At 73.0% G+C, this 22753-nt stretch carries 28 protein-coding genes; 20 read left to right on the top strand and 8 right to left on the bottom strand.

The annotated features are described in order from the left end of the window. Positions 1 to 31 precede the first annotated feature (31 nt). Positions 32 to 880: an LLM class F420-dependent oxidoreductase gene (locus VMF51_RS11605; protein WP_325474588.1), complete on the bottom strand. Its 849-nt coding sequence runs from the start codon at positions 878 to 880 to the stop codon at positions 32 to 34. 94 nt (positions 881 to 974) lie between these two features. Here VMF51_RS11605 and dapE point away from each other — a divergent pair, with 94 nt between their 5' ends. Genes dapE through VMF51_RS11580 form a run of 5 tightly spaced genes read left to right on the top strand, consistent with a single transcriptional unit; the run spans position 975 to position 4349 of the window. After that, positions 975 to 2036, top strand: a complete 1062-nt coding sequence (gene dapE / locus VMF51_RS11600; RefSeq protein ID WP_325474587.1) for a succinyl-diaminopimelate desuccinylase — start codon at positions 975 to 977, stop codon at positions 2034 to 2036. A gap of 4 nt (positions 2037 to 2040) precedes the next feature. Further along, positions 2041 to 2778 (top strand): TIGR00730 family Rossman fold protein, encoded by a 738-nt coding sequence (locus tag VMF51_RS11595; protein WP_325474586.1) that lies wholly within the window; start codon positions 2041 to 2043, stop codon positions 2776 to 2778. Continuing rightward, positions 2778 to 3104 (top strand): DivIVA domain-containing protein, encoded by a 327-nt coding sequence (locus VMF51_RS11590; protein WP_325474680.1) that lies wholly within the window; start codon positions 2778 to 2780, stop codon positions 3102 to 3104. Before VMF51_RS11595 ends, VMF51_RS11590 begins: the two co-directional genes overlap by 1 nt. 14 nt (positions 3105 to 3118) lie before the next feature. After that, the gene (locus tag VMF51_RS11585; RefSeq protein WP_325474585.1) at positions 3119 to 3562 is read left to right on the top strand and encodes a hypothetical protein; all 444 of its coding nucleotides are present in this window, start codon (positions 3119 to 3121) and stop codon (positions 3560 to 3562) included. 7 nt (positions 3563 to 3569) lie between these two features. After that, positions 3570 to 4349 carry a M14 family zinc carboxypeptidase gene (locus VMF51_RS11580; protein ID WP_325474584.1) on the top strand — a complete coding sequence of 260 codons (780 nt, stop codon included), beginning with the start codon at positions 3570 to 3572 and terminating at the stop codon, positions 4347 to 4349. Positions 4350 to 4354: 5 nt separating this feature from the next. Here VMF51_RS11580 and VMF51_RS11575 read toward each other — a convergent pair whose 3' ends face one another. Continuing rightward, positions 4355 to 5149 carry an enoyl-CoA hydratase-related protein gene (locus tag VMF51_RS11575; protein ID WP_325474583.1) on the bottom strand — a complete coding sequence of 265 codons (795 nt, stop codon included), beginning with the start codon at positions 5147 to 5149 and terminating at the stop codon, positions 4355 to 4357. Positions 5150 to 5288: 139 nt separating this feature from the next. On the opposite strand from VMF51_RS11575, the gene VMF51_RS11570 reads away from it, so the two are divergent. The 3 genes from VMF51_RS11570 to VMF51_RS11560 are packed head-to-tail and all read left to right on the top strand — an operon-like array spanning position 5289 to position 7349. Then, positions 5289 to 5456, top strand: a complete 168-nt coding sequence (locus tag VMF51_RS11570; RefSeq protein WP_182527156.1) for a DUF3117 domain-containing protein — start codon at positions 5289 to 5291, stop codon at positions 5454 to 5456. A gap of 5 nt (positions 5457 to 5461) precedes the next feature. Beyond that, positions 5462 to 7009 (top strand): leucyl aminopeptidase family protein, encoded by a 1548-nt coding sequence (locus VMF51_RS11565; protein WP_325474582.1) that lies wholly within the window; start codon positions 5462 to 5464, stop codon positions 7007 to 7009. 1 nt (position 7010) lies between these two features. Further along, a complete protein-coding gene (locus tag VMF51_RS11560) occupies positions 7011 to 7349 on the top strand; it encodes a hypothetical protein (protein ID WP_325474581.1) in 339 nt (112 codons plus the stop codon). Positions 7350 to 7353: 4 nt separating this feature from the next. Here VMF51_RS11560 and VMF51_RS11555 read toward each other — a convergent pair whose 3' ends face one another. After that, the gene (locus VMF51_RS11555) at positions 7354 to 7803 is read right to left on the bottom strand and encodes a MarR family winged helix-turn-helix transcriptional regulator (protein ID WP_325474580.1); all 450 of its coding nucleotides are present in this window, start codon (positions 7801 to 7803) and stop codon (positions 7354 to 7356) included. A 71-nt stretch (positions 7804 to 7874) separates the two neighbouring features. Here VMF51_RS11555 and VMF51_RS11550 point away from each other — a divergent pair, with 71 nt between their 5' ends. Further along, positions 7875 to 9872, top strand: a complete 1998-nt coding sequence (locus tag VMF51_RS11550) for an MMPL family transporter (RefSeq protein ID WP_325474579.1) — start codon at positions 7875 to 7877, stop codon at positions 9870 to 9872. On the opposite strand, the gene VMF51_RS11545 is transcribed toward VMF51_RS11550, so the two are convergent. Beyond that, positions 9869 to 10522 (bottom strand): O-methyltransferase, encoded by a 654-nt coding sequence (locus VMF51_RS11545; protein WP_325474578.1) that lies wholly within the window; start codon positions 10520 to 10522, stop codon positions 9869 to 9871. The two genes, VMF51_RS11550 and VMF51_RS11545, sit on opposite strands and share 4 nt — an antisense overlap. 166 nt (positions 10523 to 10688) lie before the next feature. On the opposite strand from VMF51_RS11545, the gene sigE reads away from it, so the two are divergent. From sigE to VMF51_RS11530, 3 genes are all read left to right on the top strand, one after another. Then, on the top strand, positions 10689 to 11291 hold the full coding sequence (sigE, locus tag VMF51_RS11540; RefSeq protein WP_325474577.1) for an RNA polymerase sigma factor SigE: 603 nt from the start codon (positions 10689 to 10691) through the stop codon (positions 11289 to 11291). Next, a complete protein-coding gene (locus tag VMF51_RS11535) occupies positions 11288 to 11794 on the top strand; it encodes a hypothetical protein (protein WP_325474576.1) in 507 nt (168 codons plus the stop codon). The genes sigE and VMF51_RS11535 overlap by 4 nt, the downstream gene beginning before the upstream one ends. A 65-nt stretch (positions 11795 to 11859) precedes the next feature. Further along, positions 11860 to 13200, top strand: coding sequence for a S1C family serine protease (locus VMF51_RS11530; RefSeq protein WP_325474575.1), 1341 nt, complete (start codon positions 11860 to 11862; stop codon positions 13198 to 13200). A gap of 15 nt (positions 13201 to 13215) precedes the next feature. On the opposite strand, the gene VMF51_RS11525 is transcribed toward VMF51_RS11530, so the two are convergent. Then, complete coding sequence (locus VMF51_RS11525; protein WP_325474574.1) at positions 13216 to 13467, bottom strand: helix-turn-helix domain-containing protein; 252 nt, start codon at positions 13465 to 13467, stop codon at positions 13216 to 13218. A gap of 101 nt (positions 13468 to 13568) precedes the next feature. On the opposite strand from VMF51_RS11525, the gene VMF51_RS11520 reads away from it, so the two are divergent. Next, the gene (locus VMF51_RS11520; RefSeq protein WP_325474573.1) at positions 13569 to 14240 is read left to right on the top strand and encodes a hypothetical protein; all 672 of its coding nucleotides are present in this window, start codon (positions 13569 to 13571) and stop codon (positions 14238 to 14240) included. A gap of 2 nt (positions 14241 to 14242) precedes the next feature. After that, positions 14243 to 15532, top strand: coding sequence for a hypothetical protein (locus tag VMF51_RS11515; protein ID WP_325474572.1), 1290 nt, complete (start codon positions 14243 to 14245; stop codon positions 15530 to 15532). On the opposite strand, the gene VMF51_RS11510 is transcribed toward VMF51_RS11515, so the two are convergent. Together VMF51_RS11510 and VMF51_RS11505 are read right to left on the bottom strand one after the other, a co-directional pair. Then, positions 15495 to 16856 (bottom strand): hypothetical protein, encoded by a 1362-nt coding sequence (locus VMF51_RS11510; protein ID WP_325474571.1) that lies wholly within the window; start codon positions 16854 to 16856, stop codon positions 15495 to 15497. The two genes, VMF51_RS11515 and VMF51_RS11510, sit on opposite strands and share 38 nt — an antisense overlap. 1 nt (position 16857) lies before the next feature. After that, positions 16858 to 17223, bottom strand: a complete 366-nt coding sequence (locus VMF51_RS11505; RefSeq protein ID WP_325474570.1) for a hypothetical protein — start codon at positions 17221 to 17223, stop codon at positions 16858 to 16860. Between the two features lie 139 nt (positions 17224 to 17362). Here VMF51_RS11505 and VMF51_RS11500 point away from each other — a divergent pair, with 139 nt between their 5' ends. From VMF51_RS11500 to VMF51_RS11485, 4 genes are read left to right on the top strand one after another with little or no spacing between them, the layout of a single operon-like run. Beyond that, positions 17363 to 18823: a wax ester/triacylglycerol synthase family O-acyltransferase gene (locus tag VMF51_RS11500; protein WP_325474569.1), complete on the top strand. Its 1461-nt coding sequence runs from the start codon at positions 17363 to 17365 to the stop codon at positions 18821 to 18823. Beyond that, complete coding sequence (locus tag VMF51_RS11495) at positions 18820 to 19167, top strand: DUF6912 family protein (protein ID WP_325474568.1); 348 nt, start codon at positions 18820 to 18822, stop codon at positions 19165 to 19167. Before VMF51_RS11500 ends, VMF51_RS11495 begins: the two co-directional genes overlap by 4 nt. A gap of 55 nt (positions 19168 to 19222) precedes the next feature. After that, complete coding sequence (pruA, locus tag VMF51_RS11490; RefSeq protein ID WP_325474567.1) at positions 19223 to 20851, top strand: L-glutamate gamma-semialdehyde dehydrogenase; 1629 nt, start codon at positions 19223 to 19225, stop codon at positions 20849 to 20851. Between the two features lie 5 nt (positions 20852 to 20856). Next, on the top strand, positions 20857 to 21033 hold the full coding sequence (locus VMF51_RS11485; protein WP_325474566.1) for a hypothetical protein: 177 nt from the start codon (positions 20857 to 20859) through the stop codon (positions 21031 to 21033). On the opposite strand, the gene VMF51_RS11480 is transcribed toward VMF51_RS11485, so the two are convergent. Beyond that, a complete protein-coding gene (locus VMF51_RS11480; protein ID WP_325474565.1) occupies positions 21018 to 21500 on the bottom strand; it encodes a DUF2505 domain-containing protein in 483 nt (160 codons plus the stop codon). The two genes, VMF51_RS11485 and VMF51_RS11480, sit on opposite strands and share 16 nt — an antisense overlap. A gap of 67 nt (positions 21501 to 21567) precedes the next feature. Between VMF51_RS11480 and VMF51_RS11475 the strand changes: the two genes are divergently transcribed. Both VMF51_RS11475 and VMF51_RS11470 read left to right on the top strand, forming a co-directional pair. Continuing rightward, positions 21568 to 22362, top strand: a complete 795-nt coding sequence (locus VMF51_RS11475) for a tryptophan 2,3-dioxygenase (protein WP_325474564.1) — start codon at positions 21568 to 21570, stop codon at positions 22360 to 22362. Positions 22363 to 22447: 85 nt separating this feature from the next. Further along, on the top strand, positions 22448 to 22753 hold a 306-nt coding region (locus VMF51_RS11470; RefSeq protein WP_325474563.1), incomplete at its 3' end, for a hypothetical protein.

Genomic DNA, 22753 nt, shown 5'->3' with positions numbered 1-22753 from the left:
GCGGTTGCTCCCTCCGCATGACGTCCCAGGATCAGCTCAGGCCCAGGCGCCCGGCGAGCCGGTCGAGCGCGGCGACGACCTCGTCCTCGGACTTGTCGGGGACGCCCCAGATCAGCTCGGAGACGCCGGCCTCGGCCCAGGCGGCGAGGTCGGCGGGGTCGGGCTTGAAGGCGATCAGCACCCGGATGTCCGGGATGCCGTCGCGGCCGGCGTCGGCCCACGCCTTCTTGAGGGCGTCGATCTGACCGCTGACGTCGGTCTGCGTCGGGGTGGTCATCCAGCCGTCGGCGTGCTCGGCGATCCACCGGAAGGTCTTCGGGCCGCCGCCCGCGCCGATGATCAGCGGGATGTGCGCCTGGACCGGCTTGGGGAAGGCCCAGGACGGCCCGAACGACACGAACTCCCCGTCGTACGACGCCTCGTCCTGCGTCCACAGGGCGCGCATCGCCTCGACGTACTCCTTCAGCACGGTACGGCGCTTCCCGGCCGGCACGTGGTGGTCGGCGAGCTCGTCGGTGTTCCACCCGAAGCCGGCGCCGAGGGAGACCCGGCCGCCCGAGAGGTGGTCGAGCGTGGCGATGGTCTTCGCCAGGGTGATCGGGTCCGACTCGACCGGCAGGGCGACCGCGGTGGACAGGCCGATCCGCGTGGTCACGGCGGCTGCGGTGGCCAGCGAGACCCACGGGTCGAGGGTGCGCAGGTAGCGGTCGTCGGGCAGCGACTCGTCGCCCGTCCCGGGGTGGGCCGCCTCGCGCTTGACCGGGATGTGGGTGTGCTCGGGCACGTACAGCGTGTCGAAGCCGCGGTCCTCGGCCGCCTTCGCGAGGGCGGCCGGCGTGATGCCGCGGTCGGACGTGAAGAGCACGATGCCGTTGCGCATGCGAGGAACACTAGAACGTGTTCCACTTCGGTGGAAGTGCGGTCCCGCTGCCGTCCGGTCCGCGCCCGCTCACCGGGCTGGTTGGATAGGCGTCATGCAGCTCGACCTCTCCGCCGACGCCGTGACCCTGACCCGCCAGCTGGTCGACATCGAGTCGGTCAGCAAGGACGAGCAGGAGATCGCCGACGCGGTCGAGGCGGCGCTCGTACCGCTGTCGCACCTCAGCGTCACGCGCCGCGGCAACACCGTCGTCGCCCGCACCGACCTCGGCCGCAGCGAGCGGGTCGTCATCGCGGGCCACCTCGACACCGTCCCGGTCAACGACAACCTGCCGAGCCGGCTCGAGGGCGGGATCCTGCACGGTCTCGGCACCTGCGACATGAAGGGCGGCGACGCCGTCATCCTGCGGCTCGCGGCGACCGTCCCCGAGCCGGTCCGCGACGTCACCTTCCTCCTGTACGACGGCGAGGAGATCGCGGCCGAGTTCAACGGGCTGCGCCACCTCGCCGAGAGCGACCCCGACCTGATGGCCGCCGACTTCGCGATCCTGATGGAGCCCTCCAACGCCTCGGTCGAGGCCGGCTGCCAGGGCACCCTGCGGGTCGAGGTCCGGACGTCGGGGGAGCGCGCCCACTCCGCGCGCAGCTGGCGCGGCGTCAACGCCATCCACGGGGTCGCCGAGGTGCTGGCCCGGCTGAACTCGTACGAGGCGCGACGGCCGGTGATCGACGGGCTGGAGTACCACGAGGGCCTCAACGCGGTCCGGATCAGCGGCGGGGTCGCCGGCAACGTGATCCCCGACGAGTGCGTGGTCGAGGTGAACTTCCGCTTCGCGCCTGACCGCAGCGAGGCCGAGGCCGAGACGTTCGTCCGCGAGTTCTTCGAGGGGTACGACGTCCGCCTCACCGACTCGGCCCCCGGAGCCCTGCCCGGCCTGGACCGGCCGGCCGCCAAGGCGTTCGTGGAGGCGGTCGGCGGCGAGGTGAACCCGAAGTTCGGCTGGACCGACGTCGCCCGCTTCACCGGACTCGGGATCCCCGCGGTCAACTACGGCCCCGGCGACCCGATGCTCGCGCACAAGCAGGAGGAGCACGTGCCGGTCGAGCACATCGAGCGTTGCGAGGCCCGCCTCCGGGCCTGGCTGGAAGGACGGTGACCCCGTGGTGAGGGACAAGCGCAAGGGGCCGGTCCTGCAGCGGCGCGACCAGGTCGACTTCACGACCACCGACCAGCGGCTGCTGGACTCGCGCGGCCCGTCCGACTGGGTGCACGCCGACCCATGGCGGGTGCTGCGGATCCAGGCCGAGTTCGTCGAGGGCTTCGGCACGCTCGCCGAGCTGGGTCCGGCGATCGCGGTCTTCGGCTCCGCGCGGACCGACCGCGCGCACCCGTCGTACGCCGCGGGCGTGGAGGCGGGCCACAAGCTCGTCGAGGCGGGCTTCGCGGTCGTGACCGGCGGTGGTCCGGGTGCGATGGAGGCGGCCAACAAGGGCGCCTGCGAGGCCGACGGGCTCAGCGTCGGGCTCGGCATCGAGCTGCCCTTCGAGGCCGGGCTCAACGAGTGGGTCGACGTCGGCATCAACTTCCGCTACTTCTTCGTCCGCAAGACGATGTTCGTGAAGTACACCCAGGGCTTCATCGTGCTGCCCGGCGGCGTCGGCACCCTCGACGAGCTGTTCGAGGCGATGACCCTGGTGCAGACCCGCAAGATCACCCACTTCCCGATCGTGCTGCTCGGGAAGGCGTACTGGAGCGGCCTGATCGACTGGCTGCGCGACACCGTGCTGGCCGACGGCCGGATCTCGCAGTCCGACCTCGACGCGCTGCTGGTGACCGACGACGTCGACGAGGCGGTCGCGCTGATGGTCGCCGCGCGGGACAAGGAGGCGGCGTCGTGATGTGGTTCTTCGCCGCCCTCCTGGTCCTCGCGATGGGCGGCGTGGCCGTGGTGGCCGCCGGTCGGGGCGCGCCCCTGTCCGAGGCGTACGACGATCGCGTCGACGCGACCGTCCCCGCCGACGGACCGGTGACGGCCGACGACCTGCGTCGGATCCGGTTCCCGCTGGCGTTCCGCGGCTACCGCATGCAGGAGGTCGACGCGCTGCTGGACCGGCTCGCGACCGAGCGCGAGCGGCGGGACGCCGAGCAGGCGGATGCCGAGCAGCTGGACGGTGCGCCGGCCGATGAGCCGCCCACCGCCGATGGCGGCGCCGAGCGGGCGTAGGGAAGACTGCCCGCGTGTTTCCCGACCTGCCCGCCGTGTCGGCGACCGTCATCGTCTACGTGCTCACCGGCCTCGCCGCCGTGGTCGTCGTCCTCACCCGGGTGCGGCTCGGCCGTCCGCAGAAGGCCGGCCGGCTCGAGGTCGGCCGGTCGCTGCTGAACCTGCACACCGGCGCCGGCGGCCTGGCGCTCGTTGTCTGGGTGACGTTCCTCGTGGCGCCCGAGAGCAGCACGCTCGGCGGCAGCGTCGTCGGGCTCGCCGCGATCGGCCTGTGGTGGGTGGTCGCGCTCGCCGGGCTGCTGATCCTCGTCCGCTGGCTGCCGAGCCGCGGCCGGCACGCCGCCGAGGAGCGCAGCGACGGCTGGTCGCAGGGGCCGGGGCTCTCGGTGCTGGCCCACGTCGGGATGCTCGTCGGCGTCGGCGTGTTCACCTGGGCGTACCTCACCCAGGTGGTGTGATGCTCCGATGACTCGTCGCCTCGGGCTCGTCCTGCTCTCGCTCGCGTTGACCGCGACCGCCGTACCCGCCACGTCGTCCGGAGCTGTCGCGGCGGCCGCGGAGCCCACGGTCGTCGGCAAGCGGGTGATCGGGCACTCGGTCCAGGGGCGCCCGATCGTCGCCTACCGGCTCGGCAAGCGCGGCAAAAAGGTTCCGACGGTCGTGCTGATCTCGACCATGCACGGCAACGAGCCCGCGACGCGGCAGATCCTGCAGGAGCTCGTCGACGGGGAGCCGGTCCGCGACCTCGACCTGTGGGTGGTGCCGACGTACAACCCGGACGGCCTCGCCGCGGGCACCCGCAAGAGCGCCCGCGGCGTCGACCTGAACCGCAACTACCCCTACCGCTGGGCCGACCTGGACGGGAACTACGAGTCCGGCCGCGGCCCGGCCTCGGAGCCCGAGACCAAGGCGATGATGGGGTTCCTGCGCACGGTGCGCCCCGACCACGTCCTCAGCTTCCACCAGCCGCTCGACGGCGTCGACACCGACACCAAGAACGCCGGCTTCGCCCGCCGCGTGGCGAAGGTGCTCGGCCTGCCGGCCAAGACCTTCGACTGCGGCGGGGTCTGCCACGGCACGATGACCGGCTGGTACAACGACCGGTTCCGCGGCGACGCCCTCACCGTCGAGTACGGCGCCCGCCCCAGCCGCCGGTCGATGCGCAAGGTCGCGCCGGAGCGGGTGCTCCGCGTCTTCCGGGCCTGGCGCGGCTACCGCACCGTCGAGGAGTCGCCGAACCGCTGAGGTGGCTACCGCCCCTCGAAGGTCGGCTTCTCCTTGGCGATGAAGGCGGCGACGGCGCGCTGGTGGTCCTCGGTGGCGCCCGACTTCTGCATCATCAAGCTCTCGAACTCGAGCGCCTCAATGAAGGTGTGGTCGGCCGAGTAGGCGACCGACTGCCGGATCGAGCCGAGCGCGACGGTGGGGCCGGCGGCCAGCTGCGCGGCGAGCGACGCGGCCTCGGCGGCGAGCTCGTCGGCGGGCACGACCCGGGTCGCGAGGCCGAGGTCGAGCGCCTCGTCGGCCTTGACGGTCCGGGGGAAGTACAGCAGCTCGAGGGCCTTGGCCCGGCCCACCAGGATCGGGAGGTGGTAGCTGGCGCCGGTGTCGCACGAGAGCGCGACGTTCGCGAAAGCGAGGTTGAAGCCGGCGGTGTCGGCGACGAGGCGCAGGTCGCAGGCGAAGGCCAGGCTCGCGCCGGCGCCCGCCGCGACGCCGTTGACGGCGGCGATGACCGGTTTGGCCATGCCGGCCAGCGCGCTGACGATCGGGTTGTAGTGCTCGTCGACGGTGCGGAACAGGGCCTCGCTGCCGCCGTTCTGCAGCAGCTGGATGTGCTCCTTGAGGTCCTGCCCGGTGCAGAAGGCGCGGCCGGTGCCGGTGAGCACGACGCACCGGACGGCGGTGTCGTCGGCCACCTGCTGCACGGTCTCGCGCAGCAGCACCTTGGTCGCGACGTCGAGGCTGTTCATCGCGTCGGGGCGGTTCAAAGTGATGGTGGCGACACCGTTTGAGATGTCGAGGAGGACGGGAGCATCGGTCATGGCCGCAGTCTGCCGCACCGGATCCACCGGACTGTGGCGCGGCCCACCCCTCGCATAGGGGATAATGGCTGATGCACACGGCGTTCACGGGACCTGGGGGTCCCCGAGCGCCCCTGACAGGACAAGGAAGAGGTGCCGGATGGCGGCAATGAAGCCGCGGACGGGTGACGGTCCGCTGGAGGTCACCAAGGAAGGACGCGGCATCGTGATGCGCGTTCCCCTCGAAGGTGGTGGCCGCCTCGTTGTCGAGCTCAACGCCGACGAGGCCGGTGCTCTTGGCAACGCGCTCAAGGACGTCGTGGGCTGAGGTCGGTGACCTCTCCCGCACGTCTCGATCTCCCCGCTCAGGTCTCACCTCCGGAGTTCGCCTTCAGCGACGTGCTTCCGCACGCCGTGCGAGGCGTCGAGGTGGTGGCCCTCCCGGTGCTGCCCGCCGACGGTGAGGGGGGAGGCCCGCTGCTCGGTCCCGGAGCCGAGCAGCTGGCCGATCAGCTCGACGTGGACCTGCTCGCACTGCTGGAGCAGGAGCGGGCCACCGGCAAGGCGGGGGAGGTCACCTCGCTGCCGGTGGTCCCGGACGGGCCCGACGGTGCCGGGCTCCGCCTGGTGCTGCTCGTCGGTGTCGGTGCGCAGCGCCCCGACGACCTGCGCCGGGCGGGTGCCGCGCTCGCGCGCGCGGCTGCCGACCGGAGCTCGGTGGCCACGTCGCTGAGCGCCGTGGCCGACGACGCGGGCCTGGAGGCGTTCGTGGTCGGTGCGATGCTCGGCTCGTTCCGCTTCCACTGGCGTTCGACCCCGCCGGAGCGGGTGCCGGTCGCCCGGATCGTGCTGGCGGGCCGACCGGACGGCGACCTCGGCGTATTGCGTCGCGCTCTCGCGCTCGGCGGCGCCGGCTGGCGCGCCCGGCAGCTGGCGACGGCGCCGTCCAACCTGAAGAACCCGGCCTGGCTCGCCGACCAGGCCCGCCTGATCGCCGACGAGGCCGGCCTGACCTACGACGTCTGGGACGAGAAGCGGCTCGCCGCGGAGGGCTTCGGCGGCATCCTCGGCGTCGGCCAGGCCTCGGCGACGCCGCCGCGCCTGGTCCGCCTCGACTACACCCCGCGCCGGGTCACCAAGCGCACCCCGACGGTGGTGCTGGTCGGCAAGGGCATCACGTTCGACACCGGCGGCCTCTCGATCAAGCCGGGGGAGGCCATGTCGAACATGAAGCGCGACATGACCGGCGGCGCCGTCGTGCTCTCCGTGCTGGCCGCGCTCGCCGACCTCGACTGCCCGGTCCGGGTGGTCGGCCTGGTGCCGATGGCCGAGAACGCCGTCTCCGGCAACGCCCTGCGTCCCGGAGACGTGGTCCGGCACTGGGGCGGGCGGACCTCGGAGATCACCAACACCGACGCGGAGGGCCGGGTCGTGCTGGCCGACGCCCTCGCGTACGCCGTCGCCACGCTCCAGCCCACCGTCGTCGTCGACGTCGCGACCCTGACGGGGGCGATGAAGGTCGCGCTGGGCCAGCAGGTCGGCGGGTTCTTCGCCAACCGCGACACCCTGGCCGAGCGGATCTCCGATGCGGGCGCCGCAGCGGGGGAGCCGCTGTGGCGCTTCCCGCTGGCCGCGGTCTACGAGGACAAGATCGCCTCGAAGGTCGCCGACGCCGACAACGCCGGCGGCGGTCCCGGCGCGATCACGGCGGCGCTCTTCCTCCAGCACTTCGTCGGCGACGTGCCCTGGGCGCACCTCGACGTAGCCTCGGTGGGTGACTCGCCCGACGAGCGGTTCGAGTGGACGACCGGGCCGACGGGCTTCGGCGCGCGAGCGCTGCTCGCCTGGCTGAGTGGCCCGGAGCCGCTGGAGGGGATCTGACGTGCTCGGACTCGCCATCCGCTGGTCGCTCGCCGACGCCCCCGAAGGCGTCGAGCAGGACCTCGCCGACTTCGTCGCCGGCACGTCCCACGCCCGCTTCACCGGGATGTCGGGGCTCCGCTTCAAGACCTGGCGGGTACGCCGGGGCGAGTGGTTCGAGGGCACCTACGTCTTCGCCACCGACGAGGCGCGGGCCGCGTTCGAGGAGGAGTTCCGCGCCGGAGCCGCCGACGTGCCGGGGTCGCGGATGGTCGGCAGCCCGCCCGTGCTGATCGAGGCGTTCGACGTGGTCGCGATCGCCGAGGGCTGGGACGGTTTCCTGGCGGCGCCCCGCTTCTGAGGGGTCAGCCGGCCGGATCCTCGTCGAGCGCCTGCTCCACCGCGCTCGTGGCACCGCGCAGGTAGCGGTGCACGACCTCGAGCTCCTCGGGGGTGAACTCGGTCTCGAGCTGACGCAGGGCCAGGAACATCGGCATCAGGTGACCCACCACCTCGGCGCGGCCGGAGTCGGTCAGGTGCACCTCCGTGCGCCGACGGTCGTGGGCGTGCGGACGCCGCTCGACGTGGCCGCGCGCGGCCAGCCGGTCGACGATCCCCGTGGTCGCCGCGGTGGTCACCGTGAGCCGACGCGCCAGCTCGGCGGGGCCGACGGCGTTCTCGGCCAGGTGCTCGAGGGCGACCAGCTCGCTCTCGCCCAGGCCGGCCCGACGGGCGATCAGGTGCCGGACACGGGTCGCGGCCTCGATGAGCGTGCGTAAGAGGACCGCAGTGGATACCTGGGGTCGTTCGCTCACTTCTAGTTCACCCACTTAGCTACTCACGCGATGAGCGGACGCTCGTCGCCCCCATCTTCCAGGAGAGTCTCGTGCAGGACTGGGCCACCCGCATCACCCGCCGTCGTACGGCGTGGTTCGTCGCCCTGGTGCCGCTCCTCCTCGCCGTCGCGGTGCTCGGGCTGCTGGGCGAGGGCGAGCGCGAGCAGAGTGCTCTCGACAACCTGCCCGAGGGCCTGGACAGCACGCTCGGCACCGAGCTGCGCGAGCAGCTGCCCGAGTCCGACACCTCGGCCGCGATCATCCTGGTCACCGCCGACGAGGGCCGTCTCGACCCCGCGGTGCTCGAGGGGCTCGAGGTGAAGGCCGAGTTCACGGTCTCCGAGGACGGTACGGCGGCCATCGCCGTACAGCCGGTGCAGACCGCGGAGGGCAACGACTCCTCCGACGCGGTCGAGGAGCTGCGCGACACGCTCGACGAGTCCCTGCCCGACGGCGTCACCGGGCAGGTCACCGGGCCGGCCGCGATCCAGGCGGACCTCTCCGCCGTCTTCCAGGGCGCGGACGTCCGGCTGCTGCTCTCGACCGTGGTGATCGTCGCCCTGCTCCTGGTGATCACCTACCGCAGTCCCATCCTCTGGGTGGTGCCCCTGGTGGTCGTGGCCGTCGCGGACCGCCTGGCGGCCGTCCTCTCGACCCAGGCGATGGCCGTGCTCGGCGTCGCCTGGGACCAGTCCACGGTCGGCATCCTCTCCGTGCTGGTCTTCGGGGCGGGGACGGACTACTCCCTGCTGCTGATCTCCCGCTACCGCGACGAGCTGCGCGCCACCTCGGACCCCCACGCCGCCATGGCCAAGGCGGTACGCCGGACCGCCGAGGCCGTGCTCGCGAGCGCCGTGACCGTCGTCCTCGCGGTGCTCACGCTGCTGCTCTCGCTCACGCCGACGACCCGGGGCCTCGGACTGGCCTGCGCCATCGGGGTCACGGTGGCGGCGTTCTTCGCGCTGGTCGTGCTGCCGGCGACGCTGGTGCTGTTCGGCCGCTGGGTCTTCTGGCCGCGGGTGCCCCACGAGGGCGACACGGCGCTCGTCGACGGCACCGGCTTCTGGCACCGGGTGGGCGCCCAGGTGAGCCGGCGGCCGACCGCGTTCATCACCGGCTCCCTCCTGCTGCTGGCCGTCCTGGCGATCGGCACCCTGAGCATCGACACCGGCCTGGACCGCGAGGACCAGTTCCTCGACGAGCCCGAGGCGATCACTGCTGCGGAGCGGGCGGCCGAGTCGTTCCCCGCCGGGCTCACCGACCCCGCGCGGGTGGTGACGACCGCCGACGCCGACACGGTGCTGGAGCAGGTCGAGGCGACCGAGGGCGTCGGCTCCGCGCGCATCACCGGTGAGGGCAACGGCATCACCCAGCTCGACGTGGTCCTCGAGGGGGAGTCGGGATCGCCCGAGGCCCGCGACACGGTGCTGCAGCTGCGCGAGGAGCTCGCCGACCTGGAGGAGACCCATGTGCTCGGCGCCGAGGCCGAGGCCATCGACGAGGAGGAGGGCGCCCAGCGGGACCGGATGCTGATCCTGCCGCTCCTGCTGGCCCTGGTGCTGGGGGCGCTGCTCCTGCTCCTTCGCGCGGTCGTGGCGCCGGTGCTCCTGGTGGTGACCGTGCTGGCGACGTACGTCGCGAGCCTCGGCGCGTCCTGGTGGCTGTTCACGCGGGTCCTGGGCTTCGAGGCGCTGGACAACAGCACGCCGCTGTTCGCGTTCCTCTTCCTGGTGGCGCTCGGCGTCGACTACAACATCTTCCTGGTCACCCGGGCCCGCGAGGAGGCGCGCACGCACGGGTCGCGCGAGGGGATGCTCCGAGCGCTGACCGCGACGGGCGGGGTGATCACGAGCGCGGGGATCCTGCTCGCCGCGGTGTTCGCGGTGCTCGGTGTGCTCCCGCTGGTCGTGCTGGCCCAGATCGGCACCGTCATCTGCATCGGCGTCCTGCTCGACACCCTGCTGGTGCGCACGGTGCTCGTCCCCGCGTTGGCGGTCCGGCTGGGGGACCGGTTCTGGTGGCCGCGCCGGGTGAGCCCCCGAGGCTAGGAGCGCTCGGGGTTCCACTCCTTCTTCGCGAGGAGCAGGCCGTCGCCGACCGGCAGCAGCACCGGTACCAGCTCGTCGTGGGCGGCGACCTCGCGGCCCAGCTCGCGGATCGCGACGGTCTCCTCGTCGCGGCGCGCGGGGTCGGCGACCCGGTCGTGCCACAGGGCGTTGTCGAAGGCCACCACGCCGCCGGGGCGGAGCAGGCGCAGGGCCTCCTGCAGGTAGGCGGAGTACTCGCGCTTGTCGCCGTCGCAGAACACGATGTCGTAGTGGCCGTCGGTGAGCCGCGGGAGCACGTCGAGCGCCGCTCCGGAGATGGTGCGGGCACGCTGGCTGGGGATGTCGGCCTCGGTGAAGGACTGGCGCGCGAGGCGCTGGTGCTCGGCCTCGATGTCGACGGTGGTCAGGACACCGTCGGCGCGCATGCCGCGCAGCAGCCAGAGCCCCGAGACGCCGGTGCCGGTGCCGACCTCGACGACGGCACGGGCGTCGAGGACCGAGGCCAGGAAGCGCAGGGCGGCGCCGGCGCCGGACCCGATGGCGACCACGCCCACCTCCTCGGCGCGGGCGCGGGCCGAGGCGAGCACGTCGTCCTCGGCGACGTAGGCCTCGGAGTAGGACCAGCTCGCGGCGTTGATCGGCGTCGTCACCGGGCCAAGGTATCGCGACCCCCTCCGCACGAGCGCGTACGCCGCCCCGGGAACACCCGGGGGGAGTCGGTCGTTGGCAGGGATACGACCCGATCACAGGGTTCTTTCAGCAAGGGGGCCTAGCGTGCGGAGGGAAGGGACGTTGTTCAGGTCGAAAGGGGTCCCCGTGGACGCTCAGCCAGCAGGTGCTCAGCCGAGCTCGGAGGTCCCCACCTGGGACGAGATCGTCGAGAAGCACTCCGATCGCGTCTACCGGCTCGCCTACCGGCTGACCGGCAACCGCCACGACGCCGAGGACCTCACCCAGGAGGTCTTCGTCCGCGTGTTCCGGTCGCTGTCGACCTACACCCCCGGCACGTTCGAGGGCTGGCTGCACCGGATCACCACCAACCTCTTCCTCGACCAGGCGCGCCGCAAGCAGCGGATCCGCTTCGACGCCCTCTCCGACGAGCGCGCCGACCGCCTCACGAGCAACTCGCCCGCCCCCGAGGCGGCGTACGCCGACCAGCGCTTCGACGACGACGTCGAGCGCGCCCTGTCCACCCTGCCGCCCGACTTCCGTGCGGCGGTCGTGCTGTGCGACGTGGAGGGCCTCTCCTACGAGGAGATCGCGGGCATCCTCGGCGCCAAGCTCGGCACCGTGCGCTCCCGCATCCACCGCGGTCGCGCCATGCTCCGCGCCGCGCTCGCGCACCGCGCCCCGGGTGTCGGCCGCGCCCGCTACTCCGGGCCCGCCACCGGCCCCATCGTGCTCCCGGAGCGCGCATGATCGGCCACCTCGGGTCCCGGGCCAGCGCGCTGCTCGACGGCCAGCTCTCCGGTGAGGAGACCGAGCGGGCCTGGGCGCACGTCCACCAGTGCCACCTGTGCCGCGACCTCGTCGAGCGCGAGGGCTGGGTCAAGACCCGGCTGGCCGGTCTCTCCTTCGGCGACGACTGCGCACCCGACGGGCTGAAGGGCTCGCTGCTCGGCGCGGCACGCTGCCGTCCCTCCCCGCTCGACGCCTCCGGCCACTCCTCGATGGGCATGCCGCCGGGCGACTACTACCTGGCGATGGGGGAGCGCGGCGCACCGCGTCCCCGGCGTACCGCCTCGCTGGCCGCGATCGGCGGCGGCGCGGTCGGCGCCGCGGTGATGGGTGTCCTCGTGCTCGGCACCGCCCCGGCCGACGTGCCGCACCCGGAGCGTCGGGCTCCGGTCACCTCGATCGCCAACACCGGGACCCCGGCACCCACGCCGGCACAACGGCGTCCGACGCAGCCCACCCCCTAGGGCATGGGCGGGGTCGAGGGTCGGCGGAGCCGACGCGGATTTCGGATGACTGTGATGATGGCCCCGTGAACGACGCAGGTCAGCGGTTCCCCTCGGACGGCGAGCCCACCCAGCCCATCAGCGCCACGCCGAGCGGGCCGCCTCCGGTCGGCCCTCCGCCGGGGGCCGCCTCCTGGGTGCCGCCGACGCACCAGCCTCCGCCCGCGCCCGCGCCGGCCGGCCAGTGGCCCGGCTTCCCGCCCCCGGGCACCCGGCCGATGCCGACCGGTCCGGCGCCGGCCCGGCACGCGGCGACCCGCGGACGGGTCAGCGGCTGGACCTGGCCGGTGGTGGCGGTGCTCGCCCTGGTCCTGGGCCTGGCGGGCGGCGTCGCCGGCTCGATCGCGCACGACGAGCTCAACGCCAACGACGGTCCGGGCTCGGTCCGCGACGGGCTGGCGGGCGTCGACATCGTCGAGACGCCTCCGCTGGCGGCGGCTGACGGCTCGATCGCCGCGGTCGCCCAGGAGCTGCTGCCCAGCACCGTGCAGGTCTCGGCCGAGCACGACGGCCAGGCCAACGGCGCCACCGGGTCCGGGTTCGTCCTGGACAAGCAGGGCCACGTCGTCACGAACAACCACGTCGTCGCCGACGCCGCCAAGTCCGACGGCAAGATCGCCATCGTCGACCACGAGGGCAACCGGTACGACGCCACGGTCGTCGGCCGCAGCCCCGTCTACGACCTCGCGGTGCTCTACTCCGAGGACGCCGAGCGCCTCGCCCCGGCTGCGCTCGGCGCCTCGCGCTCGCTGCAGGTCGGCGAGGGCGTTGTGGCCATCGGCTCGCCGCTCGGGCTGAGCTCCACGGTCACCGCGGGCATCGTCAGCGCGCTCCAGCGACCGGTGTCCACCGGTGACGCGGCCAGCGAGTCGTCGTACATCAACGCCGTGCAGACCGACGCCGCGATCAACCCGGGCAACTCCGGGGGGCCGCTGGTCAACCTGCGTGGCCAGGTCGTCGGCGTGAACTCCGCCATCGCCACCACGGGAGGCGGCGGCTTCGGCACCGAGTCCGGCAACATCGGCGTCGGCTTCGCCATCCCCGTGGAGCAGGTGCGGATCACCGCCGACCAGATCCTCCGGACCGGTGAGGCCCGCTACCCGGTGATCGGCGCGCAGGTGCAGACCGGTCAGGACGACGGTTCCGGGGCGAAGATCGACAAGGTCAACGACGGCACCCCGGCCGCCGACAGCGGCCTGCGGGCGGGCGACGTGATCGTCGCGGTCGAGGGGGCGCGGGTCACCGACGGCATCGCCCTGATCGTGGCGATCCGCTCGCACCAGCCGGGCGAGACCCTGGAGTTCACCGTCCTCCGGGGTGGCGACGAGCGGAGCGTCGAGGTCACCCTCGACTCCGAGGTGGGCTGACCCCGGAGCCTCGGCTCAGACCTGGTCCGGGGCCCGCTCCTGGTCGCTCTCGACGAACGGGTGCTGGTCGACGAACTGGGCGGTCTCGGCGTACATCCGCTGGATGTAGTCCTCGAGCACCGAGCCCTCCACCCGCCACTGGCCGCGCCCGCCGATCTTGATCGCCGGCAGGTCGCCGCGCCGCACGAGCGCGTACACCTGCGCGCTGGAGGTGTTGAGCACCTCGGCCACGTCGGCGAGGGTGAGGAAGCGGGGTGCTGCGGCCATGGGCACATCGTCGCACCTGCCCCGGTGCCGCGGTCGCAGCCACCCGGGCGGCTGTGGAGAGAGGGGTGTCCCGGAGCGATCGGGTGGGCATGATGGCGCCCGTGTCGAGGAGTTCGGGAGTTCCCGCCGCACCGCAGCCCGCGCCCGCGGTGCGTGCGACGACGTCCGGTTGGCGCGACCCGCGGCTCTGGGCCGGCGTCGCGATCGTCGCCGTCTCGGTCGTCGCCGGCGCCCGCCTCCTGGGCGCGGCGGACGACACGGTGCAGGTCTGGGCGGTGGCCGCCGACGTCGGCCCCGGGGACCGGCTGGCCGAGTCCGACCTGGTGCCGCACCGGGTGCGCTTCGCCGACGAGGCCGCCCTGGGCGGCTACTTCACGGTGGAGGACGAGCTGCCCGGCGACCTGCAGCTGACCCGCGGCGTCGGGGGCGGCGAGCTGCTCCCGCGGGGCGCGGTCGCGGCCGCCGGTGCGGACGGGCGGGTCGAGCTGCCGATCTCCGTCGACCCCGCGCTGGTCCCGGTCTCGGTGGCTGCGGGGTCGGTCGTCAGCGTCCACCTCAACGCACCCGCCGCCGGCCCGGGCGCCGCGGTGCCCGGAGACAGCCTGCTGCTCGAGGACGCGACCGTCGTGGACGCGCCCTCGGCCGGGTCCGGCTTCTCGGCCGGCGGCCGGCGCCAGCTGGTGCTCGCGGTCGGCGAGGACGACGTCGAGCGCTACTTCGAGCTTACGGGGGCCGTCGAGAACCCTGTGCTGACCGTCGTACGGCGGGGCTGATCGTGACGACGGTGGTGCTCGTGGTCGCCGCCGGTGCGGCCTGGGAGCCGGTCGCCCTCGGGCGCCTCAACGACACCGCCGGCATCGTGGTCCTCAAACGGTGCGTCGACGTCGACGACCTGCTCGCCGCCGCGTCGGCCGGTCAGTCCGACGTGGCCGTGGTGGCCCTGGACGCCCCGGGTCTCGACCGGGCCGCCGTCGACCACCTGGTACGGCACGGGGTGACCCCGGTGGCCGTGGTCCCGTCCGGGGTGCCGGACGACGCGGCCCGGCTGAGGGCGACCCGGATCGGGGTCCGGACCGTGCTGGCCGAGACCGACCTGGACGCCCTGGGGCGGGCGGTCGCGTCGGCGGCTCGGCCCGTGCCGGAGCCCGACACCGAGGGCGACGCGGAGCCGGACGCCGAGCCCGCCGACCCGAGCGGGCCGCCGCCGTACGACGCAGCGCCCACGCCCGGCCGGGTGCTGGTCGTCTGGGGACCGCCCGGAGCGCCGGGCCGCACGACCATCGCGACCGGGCTGGCGGCCGAGCTCGCCCGGCGGGGGCTGCGGACGACGTTGGTCGACGCCGATCCCGTGTCGGCGAGCGTGGCCCAGCAGCTCGGCGTCCTCGACGAGGTCTCCGGCCTGCTCGCCGCGGCCCGGCTGGCGGCCGCCGGGGGCCTGGAGGAGGGGCTCGCCTCGACGCAGCGCGCGCTCGACCGGCACCTCAGCGTCGTGACCGGGCTGCCCCGGCCGGACCGCTGGGTGGAGGTCCGGCCCGGCGTCGTCGAGCACCTGCTCGGACTTGCCGGCGCGCAGGGACACGTCGTCGTCGACACGGGTCCGGGGCTGGAGGACGAGCGCAGCGGCGACCTGGGCGCGCGGCCGAGTCGTCACCAGCTGACGCTGGAGGCGCTCGACGCGGCCGACGAGGTGGTGGTCGTCGGCGCCGCCGACCCGGTCGGTCTCTCCCGGCTGGCCCGCGGCCTGGTCGACCTGCGCGAGCGTCTCCCCGGCACTCCCGTGCGGGTCGTCGTCAACCGGATGCGCCCCTCGCTCGGCTGGTCGGAGCGCGACGTCGCCGGGATGGTGGCCGGGTTCGCCCGCCACGCCGGACTGCACTTCGTGCCGGACGACCGCCCCACGGTCGACCGGGCACTGGTCACGGGCAGCACGCTCGTCGGCCAGGGCGACGCGCCCGTGGTGCGCGCCGTCGCCGCGGTCGCCGACGCGCTCGTCGGGCCGGGACCCGCGAGCGCGCCCGTGTCGCGGCTCAGGCGGCGAAGAGCAGGAAGAGGCCTCCGGCGGTGAAGCCCACCATCGCGAACAGCAGCGGCAGCTGACCGGTCAGCTGGTGGCGGGCCGGGAGGATCTGGACCGCCCGGTCGTGGGCCGCGATCACGCCCAGCACGTGACCGATGACGACCGCGATGACCTTGGTGTTGGCCAGCAGGGTCGGGTGGTACGACAGCCAGTAGTTCACCTGCAGGTCGGCCGTGCCCAGGTAGTTGCTGCCGTCGGCGAACGGGTCGCTGGCCTGGATCAGCGTCATCTGGCCGACCTCGACGAAGTACGTCAGGTAGTGCGCCACGATGTAGCCGACGATGATCGGCACGATCGAGTGCGCGAACCGGTTAGGCAGCGTGCGCCGGTCGGTCCTGTGCTCCACCCCGGTCGCCATCGTCGCGGCCGCGAAGATGAGCCCGATGCCCACGCAGAAGACCAGCAGGGCGACGTTGTTGGCGATCGTGGCCGCGGTGTCCGAGGCCACCGCTCCGTTCGCATTGATGAAGTCGTGGTCCTGCAGGAACCGCAACCAGGTGGTGGAGTCGCGGAACGAGTCGAAGGCCGTGCTGCCGAACAGCACCGCGGTGACCGCCACCAGCCCCGGCCGGGGTACGACGGTGGCCAGGTTCGCCAGCGGGCTGCGCAGGACCAGCCGGCCCCCGTCGGTCGCCCACACCGAGAGCTTGGCGACCAGGGTGGAGTAGACCTCGAACGGGTCGGCGCGCTCGTAGAAGGTGTTGCCGAACAGCGCGCCGCCGAGCAGCATCACGGCGACGTACACCGCGCACCACAGCCGGACGGGACCGAGCTCGGTGGAGTAGGGGTAGACCAGCTCCAGCCACACGAACGCGAACAGCCCGACGGCGGCCGGCCAGTGCCCGAGCCGCTCGGGGTAGCGGAAGATCCCGACGTCGGGGTCGCCGCCGGAGACCTTCGCGAACGCGAGGTTGATGGTGCGCACGGGGCTGATCGCCCGCCAGACCGGGCCGAACAGGAGCGAGAACGGGACGAGCCCGACCCACCACCAGACGTAGAAGATCCCGAAGAACGGGTTGGTCACCCGGTCGGGCCCCAGCACGGCCACCATCGCGGTGTAGAGGAACAGCACCATCCCGAGCACGCGCAGGCCGATCCGGAACGCCGGATGCGAGGCCAGGGTGTCGAGCCAGGCCGGGGCGGGCCGGCCGCCGCCGGAATCGGCGTACCGAGGGGTGCGCCAGGCGAGCGCGAGGACGGTGAAGGAGACCGTCAGGGCCGCGACCGCGCCCGCGATCGCGAGCTCGGGCGAGATGGGAAGATCCTGCGCACCCCCGATGCCGTGGGCGAGCGTGGAGCCGTCGGGGCGCACCTCAGCGGATCTCGAGGCGGATCACGACCACGTCGAGGTCGTGCGACTCGATGTCGACCACTCCGGGGGCCTGGTTGGAGAGCTTGACCGGGATCGTCGTGGTCCCGGCGCCGTACTTCAGCGACATCTCGGGGGAGGAGTGCACGTGCAGCTCGCCCGGCTTGTCGGCCTCGACCACGAGCTCGACGTCGGTGCCCTGCGCGATGGTCTCCTCGGCGCTGCGGGGGGTCACCGTGTCGCCCTCGAAGGTGATCTCGATGGAGACCGGCTCGCCGTTGCCGGCGGGCGGCTCTTCCTCGTCACCGCAGGCGCTGGTCAGGGCCAGCGTGCTCGCAACGACCGCGACACTCGCGATCAGTCGACGCATCGGATCCACCTTCATCTCGTTCGGCACCACTCGGACAGCAGACGTGCCCGTCTTCGCACGGGCACGTCTGTCAGAATCCCATGCAGAGCAAGTCCGGGTCCCACAGGCCCGGATACGCGCGAGGGAGAGGCGGGGGCAGATGGGCGAGCGGCTGCGGCCACGGGACCTCGCTCTCCTCGCCGAGGAGTCGACCACCACGCCGATGCACAACGCGACGGTCGAGATCTTCGACCCGGGGGAGTCGGGCTTCGACCACGACTGTCTCGTGGCACTGATCTCCGACCGGATCTCGTTCGTGCCGCGCTACCGCCAGCGGCTGCAGTCGGTGCCCGGGAGGGTCGCGAACCCGGTCTGGGTCGACGACGAGCACTTCGACATCGGCTACCACGTACGACGCTCCGCGCTGCCGCGCCCCGGCACGCTCGGCCAGCTCCAGGAGCTGGTCGCCCGGATCGTCTCGCGTCCCCTCGACCGCGGCCGGCCGCTGTGGGAGGTCTACTTCGTCGAGGGGCTCGGCGACGGCCGGGTGGCGCTGCTCTACAAGGCGCACCAGGTGCTCGTCGACGGCGTCGACACCGTCGACCTGGCCCAGGTGCTGCTCGATCTGACGCCCGAGCGGAAGGAGCTCGGCGGGGACGCCTGGGAGCCGCGCCGCCGCCCGACCCCGACGGGGCTGGTCGCGGACGCCCTGCGCGACACCCTCGGCGACGCGACCACCGGCCTCGACACCGCGCGCAGCACCGCCAGCGCGGTGCTGCGCGGACTCGACGGCACCGCCCAGCGGGCCGGCAGGATCGTGAACGGGCTCGCCGGCCGTCGTCCCGAGCGGGAAGGTCCCTTCGCGGGAGAGCTCTCCCAGCAGCGGCGGATCGGCGCGGTCTGGACCGACCTGCAGGACTACCGACGGATCCGCGACGTCCACGGCGGCACCGTCAACGACGTCATCCTGGCCACGGTGGCCGGCGCGCTGCGCGCTTGGCTGATGACCCGCTCCGGCTCGCTCGGCGGGCTGCGCCAGATCCGCGCCGTCGTCCCGGTCTCGGTGATCGACGCGGAGCTGGAGGCGACGGCGCTCGGCAGCCAGATCGCCGCGCACCTGGTCGAGCTCCCGATCGGCGAGGCCAGCCCGGTCGTCCGCCTGCACCAGGTGTCGTACTCCTTCAAGGTCCACCAGGAGACCGGCCGCGGGGTCGCGGCCAACCGGCTCGCCGGCATCGCCGGGTTCGCGCCGTCGACCTTCCACGCCATCGGCTCGCGCGTCGCCGCGGCCGAGCGCGGGCGCGGCTTCCAGCTGAGCGTCACCAACGTGCCCGGGCCGCAGTCGCCGCTGTACGCCGCCGGCGCCCGGATGCTCGCCACCTACCCGGTGCCGCCGCTGCTGCCCGGCCACGCGCTGGCGATCGGCGTGACGTCGTACGACGGGCAGGTCACCTACGGTCTGACCGCCGACCGAGACCTGGTGCCGGACATCGACGTACTGGAGCAGTGCCTGCGCGAGGCGCTCGACGAGCTCCTCGACACCGTCACCGGCGCCCGGCCGCGGGTGCCACGCGGACGCCGGAAGAAGAGCAACCCCCAGCAACCGGCGGTGAAGCCATGAGTCAACGGATCTACGTCCCCACCACCTTGAGCGGCCTCGCGGCGTACGCCGCCGCCGGCGAGGTGCCGGCGACCGAGGAGCGGTTCGTCGCGCCCGACGAGACCGAGGAGGGCGAGTACGCCGCGCTGGTCGCCGCGGGCGCCGCGGCGGCGGAGCTGCTCGACGGCTCCGGGCGCCGGATCGTGGTCGTCGCGGAGGTCGCCGACCCCGACGGGCCGGTGCCGCTGCGCGACGTCGTGGCCGTGCACGCGGACCCCGAGGAGGGCGCGCACCCCGACGACGACCTCGCCTGGTTCGCGACCCAGGAGATCCCGCAGCTGCTGGACGGCTCGGCCTTCGGTTGAGCGCGGGGTGCGGGTGCTGTTTGAGGTGCCCGACCTCCGGTGAGAGAGTCGCGACATGGATGCCATCACGTCTCCACCGGCTCCCATCAACGAGCCGAACCTGACCTACGCCCCGGGCAGCCCCGAACGGGCGGCCCTGCTGGTCGAGATCGAGCGGCTCGAGTCGTCCCCCCGCGCCCTGGCGGGCTACGTCGGTGGGAGCTGGCAGGAGGGCGGCGGCGTCGAGACCCGGGTCGTGCAACCGCACGACCACCAGCACGTGCTCGGCACGTTCCAGGCCTCGACGCAGGACGACGCGCGGGCCGCGGTGCAGGCCGCCTCCGACGCCGCGGCCGGCTGGCGGGCGCTGCCGTTCGACGAGCGCGCGGCCGTGATCCTCCGGGCCGCGGACCTGCTGGCCGGCCCGTGGCGCCAGCGGCTGAACGCCGCCACCATGCTCGGTCAGTCCAAGACGGCCTTCCAGGCCGAGATCGACTCCGCGTGCGAGCTGATCGACTTCTGGCGCTTCAACGTCCACTACGCGCGGCAGATCCTCGCCGACCAGCCGATCGCGAACAACCCGGGCATCTGGAACCGCACCGACCACCGCCCGCTCGAGGGCTTCGTCTACGCGATCACGCCGTTCAACTTCACCGCGATCGCCGGCAACCTGCCGACCGCGCCGGCGCTGATGGGCAACACGGTCCTCTGGAAGCCCTCGCCGACCCAGCAGCTCGCCGCGTCGCTGACCATGGAGCTGCTCGAGGAGGCCGGGCTGCCGCCGGGGGTCATCAACATGCTGCCCGGCGACGGGATCGAGGTCTCCGAGGTCGCGCTCGCCTCGCCCGACCTGGCCGGCATCCACTTCACCGGCTCCACCCCGACCTTCCAGCACCTGTGGCGCGCCGTCGGCGAGAGCATCGCGTCGTACCGCTCCTACCCCCGCATCGTGGGCGAGACCGGCGGCAAGGACTTCATCCTCGCCCACCCGTCGGCCGACCCGGACGTCGTGCGCACCGCCATGATCCGCGGGGCGTTCGAGTTCCAGGGCCAGAAGTGCTCGGCCGCGTCGCGCGCGTACGTCGCCCGCTCGGTGTGGAACCGGCTGAAGGACGACTTCCTCGCCGAGGTCGAGGCGATCGCGATGGGGGACGTGACCGACCTGTCGAACTTCATGGGCGCGGTCATCGACGAGCGCGCGTTCGCCAAGCACGAGAAGGCGATCGCCCGCGCCCGCGGCACCGACGGGCTCGACGTGCTGGTCGGCGGGCAGACCGACGACTCGGTCGGCTGGTTCGTCCGCCCGACCGTCGTCGAGGGCGGCGACCCCACCGACGAGATGTTCTCCACCGAGTACTTCGGCCCGATCCTCGCCGTGCACGTCTACGACGACGGGGACTTCGAGAAGGTCACCCGGCAGCTGGAGGGAGCGGCGCCGTACGCCCTCACCGGCGCGGTCGTCGCGCGCGACCGCGCGGCGATCACCTGGGCGAGCGAGGAGCTGCGCTTCGCCGCGGGCAACTTCTACGTCAACGACAAGCCGACCGGCGCTGTCGTCGGCCAGCAGCCGTTCGGCGGCGGCCGCGCGTCGGGGACCAACGACAAGGCCGGCGCCGCGGTCAACCTGCTGCGCTGGACCTCCCCGCGGTCGATCAAGGAGACCTTCGTGCCGCCGACCGACTACCGCTACCCGTACATGGACTGAGGACGATGACGACCATCCCGATGCACCTCGGGGCGCTGCACCCGGTGGAGCAGGCCCTCACGGTCGCGCTCGCCTTCGGTCCCTTCGTCGTGCTGGGGATCGTGATCGCCGTACGCCGCCGGCAGGACCGCGCCGCCGAGGCGGAGGGCCACGACGCCCCGGAGGCTCAGCGCGAGAGGTAGTCCCGCCCGACCTCGTTCTCCTTGGCCAGCGCCTTCAGCAGCAGGTCGCCCACCAGACCCTCGATCTTGCCGCCGACGAGCGGCAGACCGACCTTGATCTCGAGGGAGACGGTCTCGGTCGTGCGGCCGTCCCGCTCCTCGAGCCGGATCGTGCCCCGCATGTCGCCGGGCTTGCCCGGGATGGTGACGAAGACGTCGGCGCGCTCGGCGTCGGTCCAGATCTCCTTCTGGACGATGTTGATCTCGTCGCCGACGAACTTCTTCGCGAACGACGGGATGCCCTCGGCCGCCTGGACCTGGTCGACGACGACCTCGGTGCCGGACCCGGACGGTGTCACGCTCACCTGCCGGCGAAGCACGTGCTGGCGGTCGCAGACCTGCTCGCGGAACACGGGGTCGACCAGCATCGCGGCCACCGCGGCCAGCGGGGCGTCGTACGTCAGCTCGTGCTTGATGCGCCTGCTCATCGTCTCTTCTCCCCGAGTCGGAACCTGATGCCGGACATCATGACCGACGCGGGTCTACCGTCTGCGCATGAGCGACGAGAGGTTCGTCTCCTTCGGGGAGCAGGGAGCGCAGCTGACCTATGGGAGCTACCTGCGGCTGCCGCAGCTGCTCGACGCCCAGCATCTCGAGTCGGACCCGCCGGCCCACGACGAGCTGCTGTTCATCACCACCCACCAGGCCTACGAGCTGTGGTTCCAGCAGCTCCTGCACGAGCTGACGGCCGTCCGCGACCTCATGCTCAAGCGCGAGCTGTGGCGGGCCCGGCAGCTGCTGCGGCGGGCTCACGTCGTCGAGCGGCTGCTGGTCAGCCAGATCGACGTGCTGGAGACCATGACCCCGCAGGACTTCCTGGAGTTCCGGGCCGCGCTGGCCCCGGCCAGCGGGTTCCAGTCGGTCCAGTTCCGGGAGCTGGAGTTCCTGTCGGGGGCCAAGGACCCCGGCTTCCTGGCCCGGTTCCGGTCGCTGACCGACGCCGAGCGCGAGCGGCTGGACCGGCGGCTGGCCGAGCCGTCGCTGTGGGACGCCTACGTCGGGCTGCTGGCCTCGCGGGGCCTGCCGGTGGCCAGCGACCAGGAGATCTTGCAGTCGCTGGTGCTGGTGGCCCGTGACCGCGACGGCCACGACGAGGAGTGGCAGCTGGCCGAGGACCTGCTCACCCACGATGAGCTGGCCGCCTTGTGGCGGGCCCGGCACGTGCAGATGGTTGAGCGGCAAATCGGCACGAAGTCTGGGACTGGCGGCTCAACGGGCGCACCATATCTGCACAGACGTGTTCCGATGAGGTACTACCCGCTGCTATGGGAGCTGCGGGACTGGCTGTAACTAGCGGCAACGGCGCCGCCGTGCTGGAGCGGGGGACCAACCCCCCGGAACCCCCCGGCACGAAGTGCATTCAGAGGAGTGAGGGATGTCGGAGACTGGCGAGGCCAGGGAGAAACTGCTCGGCGAGGCGGGCCAGGTCATCGGGGACCTGCCCGGCGTCGGCGACGTGCAGGCCTACGTGCGGGCCTACTACCGGCACGTGGCCGACGATGACCTGGCCGCGGCCGGCCCGGTCCGGCTGGCCGCGGTGGCCCGCGAGCAGGCCGGGCTGGCCGCGACGCGGCCGCAGGGCCGGGCCCTGGTCCGGGCCCGGCCGGGCGGTAGCGCCGCGGTCGACCCCGCCTCTGACGTCATCGACATCGTCACCGACGACATGCCGTTCCTGGTCGAC

It is taken from the genome of Nocardioides sp. (genome assembly GCF_035503875.1).
Taxonomy (GTDB): Bacteria; Actinomycetota; Actinomycetes; order Propionibacteriales; family Nocardioidaceae; genus Nocardioides.
This window is presented reverse-complemented; position numbering and strand designations above follow the sequence as displayed.